This is a genomic window from Cellulomonas persica, from assembly GCF_007989825.1.
GTDB classification, from domain to species: Bacteria; Actinomycetota; Actinomycetes; order Actinomycetales; family Cellulomonadaceae; genus Cellulomonas; species Cellulomonas persica.
Genome location: NZ_BJUA01000007.1, coordinates 132,591 through 158,141, shown reverse-complemented (window position 1 = coordinate 158,141; position 25,551 = coordinate 132,591). Strand labels below are relative to the sequence as shown.

General features: G+C 72.3%; 20 protein-coding genes. 12 read left to right on the top strand and 8 right to left on the bottom strand.

From position 1 onward, the window contains the following. The first annotated feature begins 271 nt into the window (after positions 1–271). Entirely contained in the window at positions 272–1,294 is a 1,023-nt protein-coding gene (locus CPE01_RS08835; RefSeq protein WP_146806278.1) for a 4-hydroxy-3-methylbut-2-enyl diphosphate reductase, read from the top strand. A gap of 111 nt (positions 1,295–1,405) precedes the next feature. On the opposite strand, the gene CPE01_RS08830 is transcribed toward CPE01_RS08835, so the two are convergent. After that, positions 1,406–2,773 carry a DNA recombination protein RmuC gene (locus CPE01_RS08830; protein ID WP_146806277.1) on the bottom strand — a complete coding sequence of 456 codons (1,368 nt, stop codon included), beginning with the start codon at positions 2,771–2,773 and terminating at the stop codon, positions 1,406–1,408. A gap of 170 nt (positions 2,774–2,943) precedes the next feature. Here CPE01_RS08830 and CPE01_RS08825 point away from each other — a divergent pair, with 170 nt between their 5' ends. The 4 genes from CPE01_RS08825 to CPE01_RS08810 all read left to right on the top strand — a co-directional run bounded on the left by CPE01_RS08825 (position 2,944) and on the right by CPE01_RS08810 (position 8,587). Continuing rightward, positions 2,944–3,885 carry an ABC transporter ATP-binding protein gene (locus tag CPE01_RS08825; RefSeq protein ID WP_146806276.1) on the top strand — a complete coding sequence of 314 codons (942 nt, stop codon included), beginning with the start codon at positions 2,944–2,946 and terminating at the stop codon, positions 3,883–3,885. After that, positions 3,861–5,420, top strand: coding sequence for a hypothetical protein (locus tag CPE01_RS08820; RefSeq protein ID WP_146806275.1), 1,560 nt, complete (start codon positions 3,861–3,863; stop codon positions 5,418–5,420). Before CPE01_RS08825 ends, CPE01_RS08820 begins: the two co-directional genes overlap by 25 nt. A 48-nt stretch (positions 5,421–5,468) precedes the next feature. Then, positions 5,469–6,545, top strand: coding sequence for a redox-regulated ATPase YchF (gene ychF, locus CPE01_RS08815; RefSeq protein WP_146806274.1), 1,077 nt, complete (start codon positions 5,469–5,471; stop codon positions 6,543–6,545). A 140-nt stretch (positions 6,546–6,685) separates the two neighbouring features. After that, the gene (locus CPE01_RS08810) at positions 6,686–8,587 is read left to right on the top strand and encodes a right-handed parallel beta-helix repeat-containing protein (RefSeq protein WP_186811472.1); all 1,902 of its coding nucleotides are present in this window, start codon (positions 6,686–6,688) and stop codon (positions 8,585–8,587) included. An 84-nt stretch (positions 8,588–8,671) separates the two neighbouring features. On the opposite strand, the gene CPE01_RS08805 is transcribed toward CPE01_RS08810, so the two are convergent. Beyond that, entirely contained in the window at positions 8,672–9,358 is a 687-nt protein-coding gene (locus CPE01_RS08805; protein WP_146806272.1) for a hemerythrin domain-containing protein, read from the bottom strand. A gap of 45 nt (positions 9,359–9,403) precedes the next feature. Here CPE01_RS08805 and CPE01_RS08800 point away from each other — a divergent pair, with 45 nt between their 5' ends. Continuing rightward, a complete protein-coding gene (locus tag CPE01_RS08800) occupies positions 9,404–9,901 on the top strand; it encodes a CGNR zinc finger domain-containing protein (protein ID WP_146806271.1) in 498 nt (165 codons plus the stop codon). Between the two features lie 79 nt (positions 9,902–9,980). Here CPE01_RS08800 and CPE01_RS08795 read toward each other — a convergent pair whose 3' ends face one another. Continuing rightward, positions 9,981–11,201, bottom strand: coding sequence for a histidine kinase N-terminal 7TM domain-containing diguanylate cyclase (locus tag CPE01_RS08795; RefSeq protein WP_146806270.1), 1,221 nt, complete (start codon positions 11,199–11,201; stop codon positions 9,981–9,983). Between the two features lie 175 nt (positions 11,202–11,376). Between CPE01_RS08795 and CPE01_RS08790 the strand changes: the two genes are divergently transcribed. Further along, positions 11,377–12,015 carry a 4a-hydroxytetrahydrobiopterin dehydratase gene (locus CPE01_RS08790; RefSeq protein ID WP_146806269.1) on the top strand — a complete coding sequence of 213 codons (639 nt, stop codon included), beginning with the start codon at positions 11,377–11,379 and terminating at the stop codon, positions 12,013–12,015. 12 nt (positions 12,016–12,027) lie between these two features. Here the strand turns inward: CPE01_RS08790 and CPE01_RS08785 are convergent, their stop codons facing one another. Beyond that, the gene (locus tag CPE01_RS08785; RefSeq protein WP_246783825.1) at positions 12,028–13,704 is read right to left on the bottom strand and encodes an MFS transporter; all 1,677 of its coding nucleotides are present in this window, start codon (positions 13,702–13,704) and stop codon (positions 12,028–12,030) included. Between the two features lie 210 nt (positions 13,705–13,914). Between CPE01_RS08785 and CPE01_RS08780 the strand changes: the two genes are divergently transcribed. Further along, a complete protein-coding gene (locus CPE01_RS08780) occupies positions 13,915–14,253 on the top strand; it encodes a DUF2200 domain-containing protein (RefSeq protein WP_246783824.1) in 339 nt (112 codons plus the stop codon). Between the two features lie 52 nt (positions 14,254–14,305). On the opposite strand, the gene CPE01_RS08775 is transcribed toward CPE01_RS08780, so the two are convergent. The 3 genes from CPE01_RS08775 to CPE01_RS08765 form a co-directional block, all read right to left on the bottom strand. Beyond that, positions 14,306–14,662 carry a DUF4180 domain-containing protein gene (locus tag CPE01_RS08775; protein WP_146806266.1) on the bottom strand — a complete coding sequence of 119 codons (357 nt, stop codon included), beginning with the start codon at positions 14,660–14,662 and terminating at the stop codon, positions 14,306–14,308. A 90-nt stretch (positions 14,663–14,752) separates the two neighbouring features. Beyond that, positions 14,753–17,086: an exo-beta-d-1,3/1,6-glucosidase gene (locus CPE01_RS08770; RefSeq protein ID WP_371861989.1), complete on the bottom strand. Its 2,334-nt coding sequence runs from the start codon at positions 17,084–17,086 to the stop codon at positions 14,753–14,755. A gap of 220 nt (positions 17,087–17,306) precedes the next feature. Then, on the bottom strand, positions 17,307–17,798 hold the full coding sequence (locus CPE01_RS08765) for a nitroreductase/quinone reductase family protein (protein WP_146806265.1): 492 nt from the start codon (positions 17,796–17,798) through the stop codon (positions 17,307–17,309). 430 nt (positions 17,799–18,228) lie between these two features. Here CPE01_RS08765 and CPE01_RS08760 point away from each other — a divergent pair, with 430 nt between their 5' ends. From CPE01_RS08760 to CPE01_RS08750, 3 genes are all read left to right on the top strand, one after another. Beyond that, positions 18,229–20,094: an ABC transporter family substrate-binding protein gene (locus CPE01_RS08760; RefSeq protein WP_146806264.1), complete on the top strand. Its 1,866-nt coding sequence runs from the start codon at positions 18,229–18,231 to the stop codon at positions 20,092–20,094. A gap of 255 nt (positions 20,095–20,349) precedes the next feature. Then, positions 20,350–21,822 (top strand): ABC transporter permease, encoded by a 1,473-nt coding sequence (locus tag CPE01_RS08755; protein ID WP_246783823.1) that lies wholly within the window; start codon positions 20,350–20,352, stop codon positions 21,820–21,822. Beyond that, on the top strand, positions 21,819–22,895 hold the full coding sequence (locus tag CPE01_RS08750) for an ABC transporter permease (RefSeq protein ID WP_146806262.1): 1,077 nt from the start codon (positions 21,819–21,821) through the stop codon (positions 22,893–22,895). The genes CPE01_RS08755 and CPE01_RS08750 overlap by 4 nt, the downstream gene beginning before the upstream one ends. A gap of 62 nt (positions 22,896–22,957) precedes the next feature. On the opposite strand, the gene CPE01_RS08745 is transcribed toward CPE01_RS08750, so the two are convergent. Then, positions 22,958–23,554: a PH domain-containing protein gene (locus CPE01_RS08745; RefSeq protein ID WP_186811471.1), complete on the bottom strand. Its 597-nt coding sequence runs from the start codon at positions 23,552–23,554 to the stop codon at positions 22,958–22,960. 77 nt (positions 23,555–23,631) lie between these two features. Here CPE01_RS08745 and CPE01_RS08740 point away from each other — a divergent pair, with 77 nt between their 5' ends. Then, a complete protein-coding gene (locus tag CPE01_RS08740; RefSeq protein WP_146806260.1) occupies positions 23,632–25,470 on the top strand; it encodes an ABC transporter ATP-binding protein in 1,839 nt (612 codons plus the stop codon). Positions 25,471–25,551: the final 81 nt, after the last annotated feature.

Sequence of the window (25,551 nt, the reverse complement as noted above, 5' to 3'; positions counted from 1 at the left end):
TCGCCGGGCCGCCCGCGACCCGGCCCAGCCCGTGAGCGCGGTGGATCGGGTGCGAGCGCAGTCACCCAGAGGCAGCGCTCGCGGCCGAACACCGGCGGTCGCGCCCGATCGCCCGCGCTCGCGTTCCATGGATGGCGCTCGTGGTCAGGTCGCCGCGTCGGAGTCGTGTGCTCGGGGGTGGTGCGGGGGAGACGTGAACGTGGTGGGTGGGTGGCGTCGGCCCACGCCTGCGCAGGCGGCACGTCCGTGGGCAGCACCTAGACTCGGACGCGTGACCGATCCCTCCGCACGCAAGAAGGTGCTGCTCGCCGCGCCCCGTGGGTACTGCGCCGGCGTCGACCGCGCGGTGATCGCTGTGGAGAAGGCCCTCGAGCACTACGGCGCTCCCGTGTACGTGCGCAAGGAGATCGTCCACAACAAGTACGTCGTGGAGACGCTCGCGGCCCGGGGTGCGATCTTCGTGCACGAGACCGACGAGGTGCCCGAGGGTGCGCGCGTCGTGTTCTCGGCGCACGGCGTCTCGCCGGCCGTGCACGCGGCGGCGGCCGCACGCTCGCTGCAGACCATCGACGCGACGTGCCCCCTGGTCACCAAGGTGCACAAGGAGGCCGTGCGCTTCGCGTCCGACGACTACGACATCCTGCTCATCGGGCACGACGGGCACGAGGAGGTCGAAGGCACGCAGGGCGAGGCGCCCGAGCGGATCCAGGTTGTGAACTCGCCGGAGTCGGTGGCCGACGTGGTCGTCCGCGACCCGGAGCGCGTGGTGTGGATCTCGCAGACCACGCTCTCGGTCGACGAGACCATGGAGACCGTGCGACGCCTGCGCGAGCGGTTCCCCGCGCTGCAGGACCCGCCGAGCGACGACATCTGCTACGCCACGCAGAACCGCCAGGTCGCGGTGAAGAAGATCGCGCCGCAGTGTGACGTGGTCATCACGGTCGGGTCGGCGAACTCGTCGAACTCGGTGCGGCTCGTCGAGGTCGCGCTCGAGAACGGCGCCCGCGCGTCCTACCGGATCGACAAGGCCGCCGAGATCGACCTGGCCTGGCTCGAGGGTGCGACGACGGTCGGCGTGACCTCAGGCGCCTCGGTGCCGGAGATCCTGGTCCGCGACGTCCTCGACGTGCTGGCCACGCAGGGCTTCGGCGAGGTCGAGGAGGTCCGCACGGCGACCGAGGACCTCATGTTCTCGCTGCCGCGCGAGCTGCGCGCCGACCTCAAGGCGGCGGGCAACGCGCCCGTCCGGCCGCGCCGCGAGGGTCGCCGTGCCCTCGACGTCACCCCCGCCTGACACCCGCGGGCACGACGACCGCATCGCGGTCGCACGACGACCGCTGGCGGGTGCCACGGTCGCGCGACGACCGCTGGCGGGTGCCACGGTCGCGCGACGACCGCTGGCGGGTCACGCGGTCGTGGCGGAGTCGGGGAGGTCGTCGGCGTCCTGTGCCGCTTCGCGGTCGAGCGCCGCGGCGTCGCGGCCGGCGCTCGTGTCGAAGCCGTCGAGGCTGACGAGCTGGTCCGCGGCCGACGCGACGAGCTCGGGCGCGCTCAGGGCCGACAGCTGCGGGTTGGCGGGCGGCGGTGTCTCGAGCGCATCGCTCACGACGCCGAGCTCGGCGAACCGGCGCGCGCTGACCAGCACGCGCGTCTCGAGCGAGCCGACCGTCTGGTTGTAGGCGCCCGCGGCGGCGTCCAGCGAGCGGCCGAGCTTCGCGAGGTGGCTGCCGAGCGTCGCGAGGCGTCCGTGCAGCTGCTTGCCGAGCGTGAGCACCTGCTGCGCGTTCTGCGCGAGCGCGTCCTGCCGCCACGCGTACGCGACCGTGCGCAGCAGCGCGAGCAGCGTCGTCGGCGTCGCGACGATGACGTCGCGGTCCGCCGCGTACTCCCACAGCCCGGGGTCCTGCTCGAGCGCCGCGTGCCAGAACGCCTCGGCGGGGACGAACATGACGACGAACTCCGGCGCGGGCGCGAACTGGTCCCAGTACCGCTTGTGCGCGAGCGAGTCGACGTGCGCGCGCACGTGCCGGGCGTGCGCCGCGAGCCGCTCGGCGCGCACGCGCTCGTCGGACGCCTCGTGGGCCTCCAGGTAGCCGAGGAACGCGACCTTCGCGTCGACGACGACCTGCTTGCCGCCCGCGAGCCGCACGACCATGTCCGGGCGCAGCAGGCCGTCGTCGGTGCGTGCGTGCTCCTGCTCCTCGAAGTCGACGTGCGCGAGCATCCCCGCTGCCTCCACGACGCGGCGCAGCTGCATCTCGCCCCAGCGCCCGCGCACCTGCGAGGCGCGCAGCGCGGTGACCAGCTGCGCGGTCTCGGCGCGCACGCGCTCGGACGTCGAGCGCATCTGCTCGACCTGCTCGCGCAGCGCGGCGGCGGCCTCGGCCCGGGCCCGGTCGGCGGCGTGCATCTGGCCGCGGACCTCCTCGAGCGTGCGGGTCAGCGGGTCGACGAGCGCACGGACGGCCTGCTCGCGCTGCGCGAGCTCGCCGACCTGCGTCTGCCGATCGGCCGCGAACCGTTGGGACGCCAGTGCGAGGAACTGCTCGGAGCTCTGTGCGAGCGCGTCCGACGCGAGCGCCCGGAACTGCTCGGCGACGTGCGCAGCGGCGCCCTGCGTCGCGGCGCGCTCGGCCTCGAGCCGTGCCGTCGCCGTGGCCGCGGCCACCTCGGCCGCGCGCACGGCGTGCTCGGAGCGGCGCGTGGCGAGCACCCACGCGACGGCCGCACCCACGACCAGTCCGATCAGCAGCCCGAGCAGCATCTGTCCCATGGCCCGCACCGTGCCAGACACCACCGACACGACGACGACCGGCTCCCGGCGGGCCGGACCACGAACCAGCCCGGCCCGGAGCCGGGCAGGCAGGAAGGCGCGGGGAGTCGCGCGCGTCGGTCCAGGTCACGACGCGCGCGAACGTCGATGAGCGCCCGGTCGCGTTGCCTATGCTGGCCCGCGTGCCCGACGACCTGACCCCCGACCTGCCGAACCCGCACGCCGTGCCGCCACCCGAGGCCGCCGCCGCGGCGGGAGGTCCCGTCAGCGAGCCCGCCGGGGTGCCGGCCGGCGCGACCGGCGCCGCGCCGACGAGCCCAGCGCCGGCGACCGACGCGCCGGCCAGCCCGGCGCCCCCCGCGCTCGAGCTGCGCGGGCTGTGGCGACGGTTCGGCGAGAAGGTCGCCGTGGCGGGCATCGACCTCGTCGTGCCCGCCGGCTCGTTCTACGGGCTCGTCGGACCGAACGGCGCGGGCAAGACGACGACGCTGTCGATGGCCACCGGCCTGCTCACGCCGGATGCGGGCACGGTGCTGGTGCACGGGCGCGACCTGTGGGCCGACCCGGTCGCGGGCAAGGCGCTCATCGGGATCCTGCCCGACGGCGTCAAGCTCTTCGACCGCCTCACGGGCGAGCAGCTCATCACCTACGCCGGCCTGCTGCGCGGGCTCGACCGGGACACGGTCGCGCAGCGCGCGCGCGACCTGCTCGTCGCGATGGACCTCGTCGCGGACGCGCGCACGCTCGTCGTCGACTACTCCGCGGGCATGACGAAGAAGATCGCGCTCGCGTGCGCGCTCGTGCACGCCCCGCGGCTCCTGGTGCTCGACGAGCCGTTCGAGGCCGTCGACCCGGTCTCGGCCGCGAACATCCGCGACATCCTCGCGCAGTACGTCGCCTCCGGCGGCACGGTCATCGTGTCGTCGCACGTCATGGACCTCGTGCAGCGCATGTGCGACCACGTGGCCGTCGTCGCGGGCGGGCACGTGCTCGCTGCGGGGACGGTCGACGAGGTGCGCGCGGGTGCGAGCCTCGAGGACCGGTTCGTGGAGCTCGTGGGCGGCCGGGTCAGCGGGGAGGGGCTCGCGTGGTTGCGCACCTCGTCCGACTGAAGCTCGCGCTGCTGCTCAACGGCTTCAAGCGCAGCGTCTGGCAGGTCATCGGGTTCGTCTTCGGGGCGCTGTACGCGCTCGGCTTCGCGGTGCTCGTCGTGGCCGGGATGGTGGCCGTCGGGACGCAGGACGTCGAGCTGCAGCGCACGGTGACGGTGCTGCTGGGCTCTGCGCTCGTCGTCGGGTGGTGGTTCGTCCCGCTGCTCGCGTTCGGCGTCGACGCCACGCTCGACCCCGAGCGGTTCGCGACGTTCGCCATCCCGCGCCGCGAGCTGGTGGCGGGTCTCGCGGTGGCGGCGCTCGTCGGGATCCCCGGCGCGTTCAGCGCGGTCGCGGCGGTCGCGACGAGCTTCGCGTGGTTCCGGCACCCGCTCGCGCTCGTCGTCGGGCTCGTCGGCGGGGTGCTCGGGCTCGCGGTCGCCGTCGTCGGCGGTCGGGCGCTCGTCGCGCTGCTCGCGCCGCTCGTGGCGCGCCGGCGGGCGCGTGAGGTGCTCGCGATGGTCGGGCTCGTCGCGGTCATCAGCATCGGGCCGGTGCTGTCAGGCATCGGCGAGGTCACGGTCGACCGGAGCTCGTTCGACGGGCTGGTGCGCGTGCTCGCGTGGACGCCGTTCGGCGCGCCGTGGGCCGCGGCGGCCGATGCCGCCACGGGCGACTGGCTGCCGGCGCTCGCGCGGCTCACGATCGCCGCGGCGACGCTCTGGCTCGCGCTACGCCTCTGGTCGGTCGCGCTCGCACGCACGCTCACGGAGCCCGCGCGCGCCGTGAGCAGCACCGCTCGGTCGAACGGCATCGGCGTGCTCGGCCGCATCCCGGCGACGCCGCTCGGTGCGGTCGCCGGCCGGTGCCTCGTGTACTGGTTCCGCGACCCTCGCTACGCGATCGCGCTCGCGATCGTGCCGTTCATCCCGGTGCTCATGTGGGTGGTCGGGCGAGGCGGCGGCATGCTGCTCGTCTCGGGTCTGCTCGCGGCGCTCGTGTCCGGATGGGGGCTGAGCGCGGACGTGTCCTACGACGGCTCGGCGTTCTGGATGCACGTCAGCGCGGGGGTGCGCGGGTGGGTCGACCGGCTCGGGCGCGTGATCGCGTCGGCGGTCGTCGCACTGCCGCTCGTCGTGGTGATCACGGTCGCCAGTGCCGTGATCGCCGATCGGGTCGATGCGCTCCCGGCGCTGCTCGGTGCGGCGATGGGGATCCTGCTCACGTCGTACGGCGGCGCGAGCATCGTGTCGGCGCTGTTCGTGCAGCCCGTGCAGCAGCCGGGGGAGAACCCGTTCCAGACCCGGCAGGGCGCGTCGCTCGCGACCGTGCTGTCGCAGATGGTCGGGTGGACGGCCGTGCTCGTCGCGGCGCTGCCGCCCGCGGTGCTCGCGTGGGTCGCGGTCGCGCGTGCGTCGGCGCTGCTCGGGTGGGGCGCGCTCGTCGTCGGGCTCGCGCTCGGTGCCGTGTGGCTGACGGTCGGTGTCCGCGTGGGTGGGCGCCTGCTGGACCGGCGCGCGCCGATGCTGCTGCAGAAGGTCATCGCGTTCGAGTAGTCCCGCGGCGGACCGGGCCGTGCGAGCGCCCCCGTAGACTGTCCGCCCGTGGCACTCACCATCGGCATCGTCGGCCTGCCCAACGTCGGCAAGTCCACCCTCTTCAACGCCCTGACCCGCGCGCAGGTGCTCGCCGCGAACTACCCTTTCGCGACGATCGAGCCGAACGTCGGCGTCGTGCCGCTGCCCGACCCGCGGCTGGACAAGCTCGCCGAGGTCTTCGGCTCGGAGCGGACCGTGCCCGCCACGGTCTCGTTCGTCGACATCGCCGGCATCGTCAAGGGCGCCTCCGAGGGCGAGGGCCTGGGCAACAAGTTCCTCGCGAACATCCGCGAGGCCGACGCGATCTGCCAGGTCACGCGCGCGTTCGCCGACCCCGACGTCGTGCACGTGTCCGGCCAGGTGAGCCCGAAGGACGACATCGAGATCATCTCGACCGAGCTGATCCTCGCCGACCTGCAGACGCTCGAGAACGCGATCCCGCGTCTCGAGAAGGAGGTCCGCGGCAAGAAGACCGAGCCCGAGGTGCTGGACGCGGCGAAGCGTGCGCTCGAGGTGCTGCAGACCGGCAAGACGCTGTTCTCCGCGGGCCTCGGCGACGACGAGCACGTCCGCGCGCTGCAGCTCATGACGTCGAAGCCGTTCATCTACGTCTTCAACACCGACGACGCCGGCCTGGCGGATGCCGCGATGCAGGACGAGCTGCGCGCGCTCGTCGCGCCGGCCGACGCGATCTTCCTCGACGCGAAGTTCGAGTCCGAGCTCGTCGAGCTCGAGCCCGACGAGGCGCGCGAGATGCTCGAGGCGAACGGCCAGGACGAGGCGGGGCTCGACCAGCTCGCGCGCGTCGGCTTCCACACCCTCGGCCTGCAGACGTACCTCACCGCGGGGCCCAAGGAGGCCCGCGCCTGGACGATCCGCCAGGGCTGGACAGCGCCGCAGGCCGCCGGCGTGATCCACACGGACTTCCAGAAGGGCTTCATCAAGGCCGAGGTCGTCTCGTTCGACGACCTGGTCGAGACCGGCTCGGTCGCCGCCGCGCGTGCCGCCGGCAAGGCCCGGATCGAGGGCAAGGACTACGTCATGCACGACGGCGACGTGGTGGAGTTCCGCTTCAACGTCTGACGAGGGCGCTGGGGTGGTGCCCCCCCGTCGCTCTCTTCGGCGGGGGGTGGCGGGCACGCGCCGTCGGGTGGATCCTGAGGTGTCGAAATCGGGCGAATCCGACAATGCCGTCGGGCGGGCCCGGTCTGGGGGACCTCGCCATGATGAAGCGCGCCGCTGTCGTCAGCACCTTCGCCCTCGTTGCAGCCTCGATCCCGGTGGTGCTGCTCGCGACCCCGTCGGCGGCCGCGACGGTCACCGTGACGACGACGGCCGACGTCGTCGACGGCGGCGACGGCCTCGTCTCGTTGCGTGAGGCGCTGGACGCGGCCAACGCGGCCACGGAGCCCACGGTCGTCGACCTCGCCGCGGCCGCCACGTACGAGCTCACCGTGTGCGGCGACGACGAGGACGCGAACGTCGCGGGCGACCTCGACCACACCGGCGCGCAGACGCTGACGATCGACGGCAACGGCTCGACGGTCGAGCAGACCTGCCCGGGCGAACGGGTGCTCGACACGCTCGACAGCACCACCGAGGTCGCGATCGACGACCTCACGATCACCGGCGGCGACACCTTCGACGGCGCCGCGGTGCGGTTCAACAGCGACCTCGCTCTGACGGGTGTGACCGTGTCCGGCAACGACGCGGCGACCGGTCCGGTGCTGAACAGCGGCGAGGAGGGCCACGGGTCGAGCATCGCGGTCGTCGACTCGGTGCTCGGGCCGAACACCGGCACCGGCATCCGGGTCTCGTTCGGCGGGATCTCGCTCGACGGGTCGACCATCACGCAGCACACCGGGCGGGCGATCGGCGCGATCGACGGCGCGGTCGGCATCGAGGACTCGACGATCAGCGACAACGGCCAGGGCGGCGTCTTCACGACGGGCCAGGGCGCGGGCGAGCTGACGTTCATCAGGTCGTCGGCCGTCGACAACGGCGGACCGGGCGTCTCCTGCTCGGCGTGCGGGGACCTCGTGGTGACCGGGTCGACGATCACCGGGAACGTCCCGGCCGGCTCGACGACCGGCGGTGGCATCGTGTGGGCGGTCGACCAGGACGAGCCGACCGATGAGCGGACCGCGACGATCACCGACTCGACCGTCGCCGGGAACACGCGCGTCGGCCCGGGCGGCGGGCTGGTCGTCTCGATCGTCGAGCTGACCGACGACGCGCCGCAGGCCCAGGTCGTCGTCACGCGGTCGACGTTCAGCGGGAACTCGGCGACCGGCGCGGACGGTCGTGGTGGCGGCATCCACGCGGTGACCGGCGAGGTCCACGTCGACAACTCGACGTTCTCGGGGAACACCGCGCAGGTGGCCGGCGGCGGTGTCGCCACCAGCACCGGCGACGTGGTGCTGCGGCACGCGACCGTGGTCGGCAACAGCGCGCCGACCGGCGCGAACATCGCCACCGGGGCGGATCTCGGGAGCTTCGGCTCGGTCGTCGGGGCGGCCGCGGGCGGCGGCACGGACTGCGCGATCGCCGGCACGACGACCTCGTCGGGGTACAACGTCGGCGGCGACGCGTCGTGCGCGTTCGTCGGCGGTCCCGGCGACCAGAGCGGCGTGGGCGACGTCCAGCTCGGGGCGCTGGCCGACAACGGCGGACCGACCCGGACGCTGCTGCCGCTGGGCACGAGCCCCGTGGCCGGCGCCGTCCCCGCCGCCGCGTGCACGGTCTTCGCGGTCGACCAGCGCGGCGTCACCCGGCCGACCGGCACCGACTGCGAGGCGGGTGCGGTCGAGATCGAGGAGCCCGCCGCCGAGGCGGTCTGCACCCGCACGGGAACCGCGTGGAGCGATCTGCTGATCGGCGGGCACGGCGACGACGTGCTGTGCGGCCTGGGCGGTGCCGACATCCTCATCGGCGGCAAGGGCGACGACCGCCTGATCGGCGGTGACGGCGCGGACCTGCTGCTCGGAGGCCCCGGGGGTGACGTGCTCGAGGGCGGAGCGGGCAAGGACCTGCTGATCGGCGGCCCGGGGGTGGACACCATGGACGGCGGGCCGGGCAAGGACCTGTGCGTGGCGGGCGACGGCGGCACCCCTGCCCTCTGCTGAGGACGCCCGGTCGACGTCCGGCGGCTGGATGGCCGGCGTCGACGGGCGTGATGCCGGGGACGCGCCCGGCGCCTCGGCGAGAGGTCAGCTCGCGTAGATGCGTCCTCGGTGGGCGGCGAACCGGCGTCGGCCGACGAGGTGCCACAGCAGCCGGGCGGGGGCCGGGAGGTTCGCCTTGAGCCAACCCGCTCGCTCGTCGGCGGGGACGACCTCGAGGATCCAGCCGAGCTGAAGCAGGAGGCGGTCACGCGGGACGGACTTCATCCCGTGCTCGTGCAGCGCGGACCACTCGCGCTGGGTCATCACCGTGGACGCGGTCGGCAGGATCGCGGACTCCTCGTCGCCGAGGTGCGTCAGCAGCGTGTCCCGCATGGTGTCGAGGACGTCGGCGACGTGCTCGCGCGCGGGTACGGATGCCGTCCGCTCCCACGCGGGCAGCGCTTCGTGCAGCTCACGCAGCTCCTCGGCCGTGACGGCGTGCTGGGCGCGCATGCGGCCGACGTGCAGCGCGCACGCGGGCGCGCGCTTCTCGAGCTCGTCCCACAGGAGCTGGTCCTCGCCGGTGTGGTGGTGGTGCAGCGCGCCCGCGACCTCACGTGCGTGGGCGGCGACGACAGCGGTGCGCCGCAGGTCGCCGTCGGCGACGCCGCGCACCAGGTCGGGCAGGTCCGTGAACGCGCGGCGGAACAGCGCGTGGATCGTGAGCATGTCGGAGGTGTCGCACCCGGGCTGGTCGGCGCGTGGCCTGGTCGGTGTGGTGGTCGTCGTCATCGCGGTCCCAACGTCACTAGTGAAAACTGCACGATGGTGACGACTATGCTGGCTCTCGTGCCCGTCGTCAACGCCCTGGACCCCTGGATCACCCAGGGTGCTGAACCGGGCGTCGCGCCCGGCGCGCTCGAGCGACTGCGGGCGCTGCTCAACACCGACAACCGCTTCCACGGCGTCGACACGCTCGCCGAGGCCCCCGCGCCGTTGCGCGCGCTGCGCGACGCCCTGCGTGCGTTCGTGGTCGACGGCGACCCGGCGGCTCTCGACGACGAGGCCGCGCGACGGCGGGTCGTGCTCCGGGTCGGCCCCGACGGCCCCCGGCTGACACCCGCCGACGAGGACGACGACCTGGCCCGCCTGCTCGTCGTCGTGCTGGACGAGCACCGCGAGGGGCGGCTGCAGCGACTCAAGGCGTGCGCCAACCCCGCCTGCCAGTGGGTCTACTACGACGCGTCCCGCAACCGGTCCGGCCGGTGGTGCTCGATGGGGGAGTGCGGCGACGTGATGAAGGCCCGCGCGTACCGCGCCCGCGCGCGGACCTGACCCCCGCACGGACCTGCCCCCCGCCCGGGCGCGCCCTTCGCTCAGGCGCCGGGGGCGGGTCACCCACTCCCGGCGACCGTCACCCGGTCACGGCGGACCGGAAGAGCCGCCGGAGCTGGCCCGCGAACGCGACGGGCACCTGGTCCCCGACCTCGTGCCCGTAGCGGTCGTTGACCTGCTTGAAGTGGTCGAGGTCGACGACGGCGGCGACGACGGATCGCTCGGACGCGCCGCCCGCGTCGATCCTGGCGAGGACGGCGTCGAGGTGGCGGCGGTTGTGGAGCCCGGTGAGCGGGTCGCGCAGGACCTGGTCCGCGAGCTCGGCGCGCATCCGCTCGAGCTCGGTGACGTCACGGGCGACGACGACCGAGCCGGCGACGCTCCCGTTCGGCGCGTACATGGGTGTGATCCGGACGTCGAGGTGCCGGCCGTCGTCGAGCATCGTGACGGTCCGCGTGGTCGAGGCGACCTCGGACGGGAGGACGTCGCGGGCGATCCTCGCCCAGGGCGCTCCGACGACGTCGGACGGGGTCCGGTCGAGGAGGGCGAGCGCAGCCTCGTTCACGCTGACGACCACGCCGTCGTCGTCGATGACGACCACGGCGTCCGGGAGCGTGCGCAGGACCTGCTGGGTCGAGATCGGGGTGCGCCGCAGCCGGTGCCGACTGCGCTCGACCCACAGCCACAGGCACGCGGTGACGAGGAACAGCGCCCCGGTGAGGTCGAGGCCCTGCGCCTCGAACACGAGGGAGGCGACGTTGCCGAGCAGGGGCGGGGCCAACGACGCGAGGACGAGGACGAGGACCCTGCGGTGCCCGGGCACGGAGCGGGCGGCGGTCCGGACGAGGAGCACGACGGCCGCCACGATGAGCCCGTAGCACCAGGCCGTGTGGACCCAGAAGAGGACGGCGGGGCGCTGGCCGGACGGGCCGTCGACGACGACGAGCTGGTGGAGCCCGTTCGTCGCCGACGCGAGGACGACGAGGACGGGCTCGGCCGCGAGGGCCAGCGCGGTGCGTCGCGTGAGGAACGACTCGTGGCCGGACAGGTGCAGGGCGTACCAGAGGACGCCGGCGGAGACGAGGCTCCCCGCGGGCAGGAGCGCGGGTGACGCGAGGTCCCGCGCGAGCGGCCACGGCGCGTTCGCGGCGGCGACCTCGGCGACGGCCCAGAACGCGGCCGCGGCCATGACCAGCGCGAGCGGTGCGGTCCCGGTCGTCGCGCGTCGTCGCCACTGAGCCACCGCGACGACACCTGCGACCGCGGCGGAGACGAGCGTCAGGACAGCCTTGACGACCACCGGCCACCTCCAGGTCCTCCATCGGCTCGTGCCGGGGGCAACTGAGCGTCACGAGTGCACCGGCTACCCCGGGGCGTCGATTCACCCGAGGTGCTGAACGCGCGTCGCGGCCGGTCACCCGAGCGCCCGGCCCGCTCGCCCTGCGCGTGTCGGAGGCGCGCGTCAGCATGGGGCGATGGGAACGCTGACGGGACAGCAGATCGCCGACGCCGGTCTGACGGGCTGGGTGTACCTGCCCGGCGGGCTTCACACCCGGATCGCCACCGGGAGCTTCGCCGCCGGGCTCGCGCTCGCGAACCGGATCGGCGCCGCGGCCGAGGAGCAGGGGCACCATCCGGACGTCGACCTGCGCTACCCGCACGTCGACGTCCGGCTCACGAGTCACGACGCCGGCGGCGTGACCGAGCGCGACGTCCGGCTCGCGCGCGACATCAGCGCGTTCGCCGCCGAGGCCGGGCACGCGTTGCAGGGCACGTCGCGCGCCGTCATCGAGCTCGCGCTCGACAGCCCGGACCACCACGAGGTGATCGACTTCTACACCGCGACGCTCGGCTACCGCGCCCAGGACGACGAGGTGCGCGACCCCGCCGAGGCGCTCCCGCCCGTCTGGTTCCAGCAGTCCGGGAGCGAGGAGCCCCGGCAGCGCTGGCACCTCGACGTGTGGGTGGACCCGAGCCAGGTGCAGCCGCGCATCGACGCGGCACTGGCCGCGGGTGGGCGCCTGGTGGACGACGGCGCCGCCCCGAGCTTCTGGGTCCTGGCGGACGCGCAGGGTAACCGCATCTGCCTGTGCACGTGGCAGGAACGGGCCTGAGGCTCGAGGCCGTCAGCCCTCGCGTCGTGCGGCGCGCGCCGGCTCCTGCGCGGTCTCGTCGGACGCGATCTGGTCGGACCCGGTCTCGTCGGACCTCGGCCCGTCCGGTCCGGGCGCGCTCGCGCGCGAGCGGCCCAGCGGGATCGTCGTGAGGAAGCCGACGACGAGCGCGACGACGGCCGTCCACGCGGCGACCGAGACGCCGTGCGTGAGTGCCTCACGCGCGGCGTCCGCGATGTGCGCGGTCGCGGGGTTGGCCGCGAGCGGCTCGATGAGGGCGCCGGCGGAGTCGGAGACCGCCGCGACGAGGCCGTCGACCTTCGGGTCCGCGGCGATCTCGTCGGCCAGGCGCGACTCGGTGCTCGCGCGCAGCGTGGTGAACAGCGCCGTGCCGAGCACGGCGATGCCGAGCGCCGAGCCCACCTGGCGTGCGGTGGACTGCGTCGAGGACGCCTGACCCGAGCGGTCGACGGGCACGTCGGCGAGGATCAGCTGCGTGAGCTGCGCGGTCGCGAACCCGACGCCCATGCCGTAGACGAACAGCGGCACACCCGTGACCCACAGGGACGAGCCCGGGCGGATCAGCAGCGCGAGCGAGGCGAGCGCTGCGATCTCGAGCGCGAGTCCGAGGCGGACGAGCTGCACCGCGCTCAGGCGCTTGGACAGCGAGTGCACACCGCCGCTCGCGAGGAACGAGCCGACCGCGAGCGGCAGGAGCGCGAGCCCGGCGTCGAGCGCGTCCATGCCGCGCACGTACTGGAACCACAACGGCAGCGAGAGGATGAGACCGAACTCGCCGAGAGACACGGTCAGGGCGGTGACGTTGCCGTTGCTGAAGGTCGGGATGCGGAACAGCGTGACGTCGAGCAGCACGGACCTGCCGGCGGTGACGCGCGCCTTCTCCCACACGACGAGCGCGGCGAGCACGATCACGGACAGCGCGAACAGCACCGGGATGATGCTCAGCTCACCCAGACTCACGGGCGCGGACTCGCGCGCCGACCACCAGCCGTACGCGCGGCCTTCGATGAGGGCGAAGACCAGCATCCCGAAGCCCAGCACCGACGCGACCGCGCCGACCCAGTCGGTGAAGCGCGCGGTGTCGAGCTGGCGGGACTCCTGGACGCAGAGCAGCAGGCCCACGATGACGGCGATGCCGAACGGCACGTTGATCCAGAATGCCCAGTGCCACGAGAACGACGACGTGAGCCACCCGCCCAGCACGGGCCCGACGGCGGCCATCGAGCCGATCGTGGAGCCCCACACCGCGAACGCGATGCCACGCTCGGGGCCGCGGAACGTCGCGTTGAGCAGGGCGAGCGTGGTCGGCAGGATCATCGAGCCGCCGACGCCCTGCAGCGCGCGGGCGGCGATGAGCCACGCGCCCGAGGTGGCGAACGCGCACAGGATGCTCGCGCCGACGAACACGACCAGCCCGGTGATCAGCAGGCGACGGCGGCCGATGCGGTCGCTCGTCGTCCCCCAGACCATGAGCAGCGCGGCGAACACGAGCGTGTAGACCTCTTGCACCCACTGCACCTGGGTGGTCGACAGGTCGAGCGACTCGATGATGTTCGGCATGGCGACCGAGACGATGGTCGCGTCCATGATGATGAGGGCGACGCCGACGGAGATCGCGGCGAGCCCCCACCAGCGCAGGCGGTGGAAGCGGTCCGGGTGGGCGTTCACGTCCACAGATCCTACGCCTGTTCCCGACATGGTGTCGGGAACCTGTCGTGGGGGCCCGCTCCCGAGCCGGACCGCCCGGGCCCCGCCGCGGCTGGCAGCATGGGATCGGGTGGGTGTGCCGCGGACGACGAGCACCGACGACCAGCAGCACCGACGACCAGCGACGACGAGGGGCGGGTGGCCGAGATGGCGGACGACAGGGTCCGACGCATGACGTTCGCGAGCATCTACGAGCTCTACGTCACGAAGGTCGAGCGCAAGGGGCGCAGCACGGACGAGCTGCGCGAGGTGCTCACGTGGCTCACGGGCTACGACGAGGCGGGGCTGGACCGCGCGGTCGCCGCCGAGGTGGACCTGGAGACGTTCTTCGCGCAGGCCCCGGGGATGAACCCGGACGCGCGCCTGATCACGGGCGTGATCTGCGGCTACCGCGTCGAGGAGATCACCGACCCGTTCATGCAGAAGGTGCGCTGGGCGGACAAGCTCGTCGACGAGCTCGCGCGCGGCAAGAAGATGACCTCGATCCTGCGCGGGGAGAAGGTCGGCTGACCCGACGGCACCTGCCGACGCCCGCACCGGCGTCGAGCGGCCCCGACCTGCGTCAGCCCGCCAGCCGCTCGGTGAGCTCGTCGTCGTCCGCGACGAACCACACGTGCCGTCCCCGGTTGGACTCGACGACGAACGCACGCAGCGCGTCGCTCGCAGCCACGTGCTCGCTGACGTCGCCGACGACCGCGAGGTGCAGGCGGTAGTTGACGAGCTTCTGCGTGATCTCGCCGGCCACGCCCGAGCTCAGCTGGAAGAACGCCGGGTCGAGCCGCTCCACCGGGACGGCCACGACGCTCGCGTCGTAGCCCCAGGCGTCGCCGACGAGGTCGTTCGCCTCGCTCGCGCCGAGGGAGGGACCGGTGCGGGGGAGCACCAGGACGCGGTGGTCGCCGATGACCTGAACCTGCATGGCCGCAACCGTAGCCGGTGCCGGGCCGCTGCGACCCGAACCGGCGCAGGTCGTTGCCAGGCCGTGACCAGGCAGCGTTCGAGACGTGACTCAGCCCTCGACGGTGAACCGCGCGGTGAGCTGCGACTCGCGCACCGACGACGGGCCGACGCGCAGCTCGAACTCACCGGGCTCGACGACGCGGCGCGCCTGGGCGTCGACGATCGAGCACGCGGAGACGGGCAGCGTGAGGTCGACGACGACGCTCTGGCCGGGCTCGACCGTGACCTGGCGGTACGCCTTGAGCTCGGACTCGGCCCACATCGTGGTGGTCACGAGGTCGCTCACGTACACCTGCACGGTCTCCAGCGCGGGCCGTGAGCCCGTGTTGCGCAGCGTCACGCGCGCCCGCACCTCGTCGGACGGGCCGACGGCCGGCGTGAGCACCTGGAGGTCGTCGTACTCGAGGGTCGTGTAGCTCAGGCCGTGGCCGAACGCGAACGCGGGGCGCTGCGTGAGGTCGGCGTACCGCGTGCCGTGCTGGCCGCGCAGCTGGTTGTAGAACGTGGGCTGCTGGCCGACGTGCCGCGCGAACGTGAGGGGCAGGCGGCCGGACGGCTCCACGAGGCCGAGCAGGATCTCGGCGATCGCCTGCCCGCCGCGCATGCCCGGGTTCGCGGCCCAGACCACGGCGTCGGCGTGCAGCGCCGAGTCGGGCAGCACGTGCGGCTTGGACGCGACGAGCACGACGACCAGCGGCGTGCCGGTCGCGGCGAGCGCGTCGAGCAGCGCGACCTGCCCGCCGATGAGCTCGAGCGTCGCGGTCGAGCGGCCCTCGCCGATCAGCTCGATGCGGTCGCCGACGACGGCGACGACGTAGTCGGACTCCTGCGCCGCGGCGACGGCCTCCGCGATGAGCGCCTCGTCGGGCTCGCACGGCATGACGACCTGCGGGCGCGGCTGCCCGTCGGGGAAGAAATCGCCCTCGGGGTCGGGCGCGAGCGTGAGGATGTCGGCGCCGCGCGCGTAGGACACCTCCCAGCCCTCGGGGGTGCGGCGGCGCAGGCCGTCGAGCACGGTCTCGATCATGTGGCGCGGCTGGCCGTCGGGCAGCCAGTCCACCTGACCCGAGCGGCCGGCCCAGTCGCCGAGCTGCGCGTCGGTGTCGTGCGCGTTCGGGCCGACGACGAGCACGCGCTTGCGCTCGGCGCCCGCGGGCGCGACGGCACGCTCGTCGTCGCCCGCCGTGCAGCCGCCCGCGAGCGGCAGGACGCCCTCGTTGCGCAGCAGCACGACCGACCGACGCGTGAGCTCGAGGTTGACCGACTCGTGCTCGGGGATGCCGAGCACCTGCGCGATGCGCGCGTCGTCGGGGCGGCGCGGGTCCTCGAACAGGCCGAGCTCGAACTTGAGCGTGAGGATGCGCGCGACGGCGGCGTCGATCGCGGCCTCGTCGAGCAGCCCGGAGGCGACGGCCTCCTGCGCACCCTCGAAGAACTGTGGCGTCGTCATGATGACGTCGTTGCCCGCCCTGACCGCGGCGGCGGCGGCGTGCGCGTAGTCGGGCTGGATCTGCTGCTCCCAGACCATGCGGCCGACGTTGTCCCAGTCGGTCACGAGCGTGCCGGTGTAGCCCCACTCGCCGCGCAGGACGTCGGTCAGCAGCCAGTCGTTGACGGTGATGGGAGTGCCGTCCATCGACTGGTAGCCGAGCATGAACGTCGCGCAGCCCTCGCGCGCGACGCGCTCGAACGGCGGCAGGAACCACGCGGTGAGCTTGCGGCGCGAGATGTCGGCCTCGGTCGCGTCGCGACCACCCTGCGTCTCGGAGTAGCCGGCGAAGTGCTTGGCGGTCGCGAGGATCGCGGTCGGGTCGGTCAGGCCGTGCCCCTGGTAGCCCTTGACCATGGCGGACGCGAGCTCGCCGATGAGGAACGGGTCCTCGCCGAACGTCTCGGAGACGCGGCCCCAGCGCAGGTCCCGCGCGATGCAGAGCACGGGGGAGAACGTCCAGTGGATGCCCGTCGCGGCGACCTCGACCGCGGTGATGCGCGCGGCGCGCTCGACGAGCTCGGGGTTCCAGGACGCCGCCATGCCGAGCTGCGTCGGGAAGATCGTCGCGCCCTCGAAGAACGAGTGCCCGTGGATGCAGTCCTCGGCGATGAGCAGCGGGATGCGCAGGCGCGTGCCCGCGGTGATCGCGTGCGCCTCGCGCACCAGCGCGGGTGAGGTGTGCAGGATCGAGCCGACGTGCTGCTCCTCGATGAGGCCGCGCACCGAGCCGCGCGGGTCGAGCTGCATCATCTGCCCGACCTTCTCGGCGAGCGTCATGCGGCCGACGAGGTCGGCGACGCGGTCCGCGACGGGCAGCGCGGGGTCGAGGTACGCGGCGTCCAGGTCGGCAGCGGTGGTCTCGACCGAGGTGGTCTCGTGAGAAGTGGTCACGACGGGTCCTTACGACGACGATCAGGGCGACGGTGGCGCTGGTCGCAGCGCGGCCCCGGCGCGGGCTCGTGCGGCGTCGCACGGCCTTGCGGGAGCGTTTCCACGTCGGGACGAGAGTAGACCACAATCACTTACCGCGTGGTAGGTGTCGAGGGTCTCGACGGGTACGCGGGGAGCCTGTCGGCGCCCGCCCGTCAGCACGCTCGCGACCGCGGAGAGGTCAGTGGCTGCGCTCGTCGTCCCCGGCAGGGACCGGCTCCAGCACGAACAGGTACAGGTCGCGGCCCGCGCGCTGCTCGTAGGCCTCGTACCCCGGCCAGAGCGCGCGCATGCGCGGCAGCAGCCGCTCGGCCTCGTCGTGCGACGCGACGCGCGCGACCACGGGCGTCGTGCGACCACGGACCGTGACCTGCGCGCGAGGCTCCGCAAGCAGGTTGAGCGCCCACGCGGGGTGGTGGGCCTGGCCCCAGTTGGACGCGAGCACGACCCACGCGTCGCCGTCGACGGCGTGCAGCAGCACGACCTCGCGCGGCGCTCCCGTGCGCCGGCCGCGCGTGGTGAGCACGAGCTGGGGGAGGCGTGCGCGGCCCATGACGGTCCACCGACCGTCGGTCGCGCGCTGCAGCCGACGGTCGAGGCGGGACGCCGACCGACCGAGGGCGGCGAACCAGCGGGTGCGGGAGGCGCGGCGCGCGAGGTCGGTGAGGTGCACGTCCGTATTGTGCGCAGGTCAGGGCGTCGATGCGCCGTGCGCGACGGGTCTGGCGGCGGCCTGCGCGGCTGCGCCGGGCCTCGCGGGGGGCTCGCGCCGTGACGCCCGTGTGTCATGCGTGTGTCGGGCGTGTGACATGCCCTTAACACACTCGCGCGGATCCGTCCGACGATTTGACGCCCTCTGGACGGAGTTCGTGCTGGAAAAGGGGAAGAATTCGGGACGATCCGCTGCCACGGTCTCACATGGTGAGACTTACTGGTCAGTATCAATCGGGTAACGATCAGCCCCTGCGACCCGACCGGGACGCTTTGCCTGAATTTGCTTGACTAACGTTGACCGCAACCCTGGTGGGTCTGCCGCCCGGTCGCGCCCGTGCTCGGCACCGGAGTGCCCGGCAGGATCTGCCACCTTCATCCAGGAGGATCAATTGAGGATCACCCGTAAGGCCGCACTGGCTGCGGTCGCCGCCGTGAGCGCCCTGTCGCTCGCCGCGTGCTCGAGCGACGGCGACACCGGCGACGACCCGACCAAGGGCGACGACAACGCCGGCATCAGCCAGGACAGCGCGGTCAACATCGCGTGGAACCAGCCGTTCTACTCGGCCAACGGCACGAGCATGACCGGCAACGCGACGGCGAACAACGTCATCCTGTACATGCTGAACGCGGGCTTCAACTACTACGACGAGGAACTGAACCTGGTTCAGGACAAGTCGTTCGGCTCGTACGAGAAGATCTCGGACGACCCGCTGCAGATCAAGTACACGTTCGCCGACACGGCGGTGTGGTCCGACGGCACGCCCGCCGGCCCGGCCGACCTCCTGCTGGAGTGGGCCGCCCAGAGCGGCAAGTACACGAACGTCGAGGCGGAGACCGACCCCGAGACGGGCGAGATCACCAACCAGGACGAGCTCGACGCGGGCGTCTACTTCGACGCCGCGAGCCCGGCGATGGCCCTCGTGACGCAGGTCCCGGAGATCGACGGCAAGTCGATCACGCTGACCTACGACAAGCCGTTCGCCGACTGGGAGACGGCCATCTCGATGAACCTCCCGGCCCACGTCGTCGGCCAGCGCGCGCTGGCGATCGAGGACGGCGTCGAGGCGCAGGACGCCGTCGTCAAGGCGATCCAGGACAACGACAGCGCGACGCTCTCCAAGATCGCCAAGGTCTGGAGCACGGACTTCAACTTCGCGCAGATGCCGGCCGAGGCCGACAAGAACCTGCTGGTCACCTCAGGTGCGTACACCATCACGGAGTTCGTGAAGGACCAGTACATCACCCTGACGGCGAACCCCGACTACAAGGGTGACCACAAGGCCGCGATCAACAAGGTCACGGTCCGCTACAACGGCGACCCGATGGGTCAGGTCCAGGCGCTGCAGAACGGTGAGGTCGACCTCATCAACCCGCAGGCCACGGCCGACCTGCTGACGGCGGTCCAGAAGCTCGACGGTGTCGAGGTCTCGACCGGCGCCGAGGGCACCTACGAGCACGTCGACCTGCAGTTCGCCAACGGCGGCCCGTTCGACCCGGCCACCTACGGCGGCGACGCGGACAAGGCGCTCAAGGTCCGCCAGGCCTTCCTCAAGACGATCCCGCGTCAGGCGATCGTCGACAAGCTCATCACGCCGCTCGACCCGACCATGACCACGACGCGTGACTCGTACACGGTCGTCCCCGGTTCGCCGATGTACGACGGCATCGTCGCGGGCAACGGCCAGGCCGAGGCGTACGGCGAGGTCGACATCGACGGCGCCAAGGCGCTCCTCGCCGAGGTCGGCGTCGCCAACCCGACGGTCCGCGTCCTGTTCGACCCGAACAACACGCGCCGTACGAACCAGTTCGAGCTGATCAAGGCGTCCGCCGCCGAGGCCGGCATCACCGCGGTTCCCTACGAGGTCCAGACCGACTGGGGCACGGACCTGTCGAACGCGACCGACTTCTACGACGCAGCGCTGTTCGGCTGGCAGTCGACCTCGACGGCCGTGACCGAGTCGGACGCGAACTACCGCACCGGCGCGACGAACAACTTCTACGGCTACTCGAACGCGACGGTCGACGCCGAGTTCGACAAGCTCCAGGTCGAGACCGACCCGGCCGAGCAGGAGAAGATCCTGACCGCGGTCGAGGCCGAGCTCGTCAAGGACGCGTTCGGTGTGACGATCTTCCAGTTCCCCGGCGTCACCGCCTGGAACCCGGAGAAGATCGGCAACGTCTCGAAGCTGACGATCGCCCCGACGATCTTCTACGGCTTCTGGAACTGGACGGCCGGAGAGGCTGCCTCGGAGTGACACACGTGACACCCGCCTTCCCGACGAAATGTCGGGAAGGCGGGTGTCGCCGGCCTGTGACTCCTGCTCAGGGCGCTGGGAGCACCATCCCAGCGCCCTGAGCGTGTGCACGACCGGATACGACCGGACCGCGTGTCGGGGCTAGGATCCCCAGGACCGCGGTGCACCGAACCAAGAGGTAGCCCACCCGTGCTGAGATTCCTCACCCGCCGGCTCCTGGCCGGCCTTGCCACGTTGTTCGTGGCCCTATTTCTGATGTATCTGTTGGTCGCCGCGGCGATCGACCCGTTGAAGGACCTGCGCGAGAGCACCGCTGCGAACAAGGATCAGCTGATCGCTGCGCGCATCGAGCTGCTCGACCTGGACACCAGCCCGGTCATCCGCTTCTTCCAGTGGCTCGGCGACGTGCTGCAGGGCGACCTGGGCGTGGCGTGGAAGACCGGGGAGTCGGTCAGCTCGCTGATCGGCCACGCGATCATCTCCACGCTGCAGCTCGTGACGGCCGCGACGTTCCTCTCGCTGCTGCTCGGCATCACCGTCGGCATCGTGAGCGCGCTGCGCCAGTACGCGACGTTCGACTACCTGATCATCTTCCTGTCCTTCCTGCTGTACTCGCTGCCCTCGTTCTGGGTCGCGGTGATGCTCAAGCAGTGGGGCGCGATCGGCTTCAACGACTTCCTGCGGGACCCTAACCTGGCCTGGGCGACGATCGCCGTGGTCGGCATCGTGATGGGCCTGCTCTGGTCGCTCGCGATCGGGGGCTCCCCGCGGCGCCGCGTGCAGGTGTTCCTGATCGCCGCAGCCGCGACCACCGGCATGCTGGCCTACCTGCAGCTGTCGAACTGGTGGCTCGAGCCCAAGATCGGCCCGATCCTGCTGCTCGTGATCGGCGCCGCGGTCGCGTTCGCCATCGTCGGCGTGTTCGCCGGCCTGCAGAACCGCCGCGCGCTGTGGACCGCCCTGACGGTCGTCGCGATCGGGTTCGTCCTGTACTTCCCGATGCAGACCGTCTTCAAGGCGGACGCCTTCGGCGTCGACGGCGAGGGGACCTTCTGGATCCTCGTCGGGCTCGCGGTCGTGACCGGCGTGATCGGCTGGGTCGTCGGTCGCCTCTACGGCGGGCCGGACTGGGGTGTGTCGGCCAAGGTCGGCGTCGCCGTGGCGCTCGTGATGGGCGCGCTGATCTTCGTCGACAAGGTGATGCAGGTCTGGCCTCCGTACTCCAAGGCGCTCGGCGGCCGTCCGATCCCGACGTTCGGCGACCGGACCCCGGGCCTCGGCGGCAACTACTGGGTCCAGGTGCTCGACGCGTTCACGCACCTGATCCTGCCGACCGCGACGCTCGTGCTCATCGCCTTCGCCGCCTACACGCGGTACTCGCGCTCGAGCATGCTCGAGGTGATGAACCAGGACTACATCCGCACCGCGCGCGCCAAGGGCCTGCCGGAGCGGGTGGTGGTCGTGCGGCACGGCTTCCGCAACACGCTGATCCCGCTCGCGACGATCGTGCCGATCGACGTCATCACCCTCATCGGCGGTGCCGTCATCACCGAGGCCGTGTTCGCCCGGCCCGGCATGGGGCAGCTCTTCGTGCACGCCCTCGACGCGGCCGAGCAGGACACGGTGATGGCGTACCTGCTCATCACGGCGTCGCTCGCCATCATCGCCAACATCGTCGCTGACATCATCTACGCGGTGATCGACCCGAGAATCCGGTTGGACGCATGAGCACCTCTCCCGACCCCCAGCTGTCCGCCGACCACAACGAGCGGACCGAGAACGAGATCGAGCTCAAGGACGTCGTCGGACTGTCCCAGGGCCAGATCGTCCGTCGCCGGTTCTTCCGGCACAAGGGCGCGATGGTGGGCCTCGGTGTCCTCATCGCGGTCGTCGTGCTCGCCTTCTCCTCGGTGGGCTTCGGGCCCGTCCCCGGCTGGTGGAAGTACACCGGCTACGAGACGACGCTCGACGTCGTGAACCCGGGCGGCGCACCCACTTTCACGCTGCCGACATGGCTCGGCGGTGAGGGGTTCGCCCTCGGCGCCCACCCGTTCGGCCAGGACGAGCTGGGTCGTGACCTGTTCGCGCGGGTCATGCACGGTGTGCAGACCTCGCTCATGGTCATGGTGATCATCGGTCTCGTCGCGTGCGGCATCGGCGTGCTCGTGGGCTCGCTCGCCGGCTTCTTCCGCGGGCGGCTCGACACGTTCCTCATGCGCACGACCGACCTGTTCATCACGGTCCCGACGATCGTGATCGGCGCCGTCATCGGCAAGCTCGCCGGCCAGGTCTCGGGTGTGCTGTTCGCGGTCTCGCTCGGGATCGTCCTGTGGACCAGCCTCGCGCGGCTCGTGCGCGGTGAGTTCCTGGCGTTGCGCGAGCGTGAGTTCGTCGACGCGGCGCGCGTCGCGGGCGCGAGCAACCGGCGGATCATCTTCAAGCACATCCTGCCGAACGCGATCGGCACGATCATCGTGAGCACCACGCTGCTCATGAGCTCGGCGATCCTGCTCGAGACCGCGCTGTCGTACCTGGGCTTCGGCATCCAGCCGCCGACGATCTCGCTCGGCCAGCTCATCCAGATGTACCAGGAGGCCTTCTCGACGCGGCCCTGGCTGTTCTGGTGGCCGGGTCTGTTCATCGTGGTGATCGCGCTGACCGTCAACTTCATCGGTGACGGCCTGCGCGACGCGTTCGACCCGCGTCAGAAGCGCATCCCGTCGGAGCGCAAGATGGCCAAGGCCCGCGAGGCTGCCGCCAAGCAGCAGCTCGCGGCCCAGTCCGAAGCCGGCCTGGCCTGACCGTCATGACGGCCAGCACCGTGCGCGTGACCCCGGCTCCGGCCGGGGTCACCGCCGCGCGCTCAGGTCGTGAGCACGAGCACGCTCGCGGCCAGCAGGACGAGCGTCGCGCCGAGCAGGCGCGCGTGCCAGGTCCGTGCGACGTGCACGGCACCGCTCGCCACCGCGGCCTCGGCCCGGTCGAGGTGCCCCGCACGGTCGAGCGCGGCGTGCCGGTCCACGATCGCGCGCAGCGCGTCCTCGGCGGTGCCGTCGACGCGGTCGTCGTCCGTCGGCAGTGCGGGCGTCGCGGGACCGCGGCGGGTCAGCCATCGTCCGGAGCCGCTGCTGCGGGGCGGCGCCCAGGCCTCGACGGCACCGTCGGTGGTCTCGACGCGCAGCGCGAACCGCACGTCGGCGTCGCGGTACGTCGGCCAGGGGATCACGGTGGTGCGCCAGACGTTGCGCACGGTGACGCCGCCGTCGGACACCTCGACCTCCGGACGCCAGAACGCCGCCCAGAGCAGCAGCACCACCAGACCGGTGACCGGCAGCGCGCGCAGCGCGGCCGTCAGACCGTCGGTCGCGGCGATCGACGCCACCGCGACGACACCGGCCAGACCGGCCGCGACGGTCAGCCACCGGCCGTACCTCGACGAGAACCTCAGCGTGGGACCCACCCCGCCATGCTCCCAGACCCGCAGGTGAGCGCGGCCCTGACCGGGCGCCGCCACCTGACCCCGGAAGGATCCTGACCGTGGCCATCGACACCACCGACGCACCGACCCCCGCCGACACGAGCACGCCCGTGCTCGAGGTCCGCGACCTCGGCGTCGACTTCTACGTGGACGGCACGTGGTACCCCGCGGCCCAGGGCGTCTCCTACGACGTGCGGCCGGGCGAGGTCCTCGCGATCGTCGGCGAGTCCGGTTCCGGCAAGACGCAGTCGTCCATGGCCCTCATGGGTCTGCTGCCGCCCAACGGCCGTGCCCGCGGCTCGGCGAAGCTCGGCGACCGCGAGCTCATCGGCATGTCGACCTCCAAGCTGCGTCGCATCCGCGGCCGTGAGGTCGCGATGATCTTCCAGGAGCCGATGACGGCGCTGAACCCGGTGTTCACGATCGGCTTCCAGATCGTCGAGACGCTGCGCACGCACTTCGAGATGGGCCCGGCCGAGGCGCGTGCGCGCGCGATCGAGCTGCTCACGCTCGTCGAGATCCCCGACCCCGAGGTCCGGGTCGACTCCTACCCGCACCAGCTCTCGGGCGGTCAGCGCCAGCGCGCGATGATCGCGCAGGCGCTGGCGTGCGACCCGAAGCTCCTGCTGGCGGACGAGCCGACGACCGCTCTCGACGTCACGGTGCAGGCCGAGATCCTCAAGCTCATGCGCGACCTGCGTGAGCGCATCGACTCGGGCATCGTCCTGATCACGCACGACATGGGCGTGGTCGCGGACATGGCCGACAAGATCCTCGTGATGAAGGACGGCCAGGTCGTCGAGCAGGGTGAGGCGCGCGAGCTGTTCGCCAACCCGCAGCACCCGTACACGATCAAGCTCCTCGACGCGGTGCCGCACCTGGGCCGCAGCGCGGAGGCGGCGGCCGCCGAGGCCGCGGGCGAGCAGCCGGTGACGGCGACGTCGTCGACCACCACCGAGGACCGCGAGCTCGTGCTCGACGCGCAGGACGTCGTCATCGAGTACCCGGGTCGTCGCCGCACGCCCGCGTTCCGCGCCGTCGACGGCGTGAGCCTGCAGATCCGCAAGGGCGAGGTCGTGGGCCTCGTCGGCGAGTCCGGCTCCGGCAAGACGACCGTCGGCCGCGCGATCGTCGGCCTGCTGCCGGTCACGAGCGGCAAGCTCAGCATCGTCGGGCAGGACATGGTCGGCGCCTCGATGCGCGACCTCAAGCCGCTGCGCACCAAGGTCGGCATCGTGTTCCAGGACCCGGGCAGCTCGCTCAACCCGCGACTGCCCATCGGCGAGTCGATCGCGGAGCCGCTGCTGCTGCACCGCGGCGTCAAGGGCGAGGAGATGCAGCGCGCCGTCGAGCGCCTGCTCGACCAGGTCCAGCTGCCGCGTGCGATGCGCAACCGCTACCCGCACGAGCTGTCGGGCGGTCAGCGTCAGCGCGTCGGCATCGCACGCAGCCTCGCGCTGGAGCCGCAGCTCCTCGTCGCCGACGAGCCCACGTCCGCGCTCGACGTGTCGGTGCAGGCGACGGTGCTCGAGCTGTTCCAGGAGCTGCAGCGCGAGCACGGCTTCGCGTGCCTGTTCATCAGCCACGACCTCGCGGTCGTCGAGATGCTCTCGGACCGCATCGCGGTGATGCACAACGGCAAGCTCGTCGAGGTGGGCGAGACGGCGCAGGTCGTCAACCACCCGCGCGACCCGTACACGCAGCGGCTGCTCGCCGCGGTTCCGGTGCCGGACCCGCAGGCGCAGCAGGAGCGGCGCGAGGCGCGTGACGCGCTCCTCGAGGCCCAGCGTCTCGAGCTCGCGCGCGACGAGGCGCACCAGGCGCACGAGGCGACGCGTCGCGAGATCCACGAGATCTCCGAGGTCGACAACGAGCGCGAGGCGGGGCGCGGCTTCTGACGGACCGAGGGTGCCCGTCGCGGGCCGGGGGTGAAGGTGGCACGACGAGCAGTCGGTACGCACGGTGCCCGGGCCGCGACG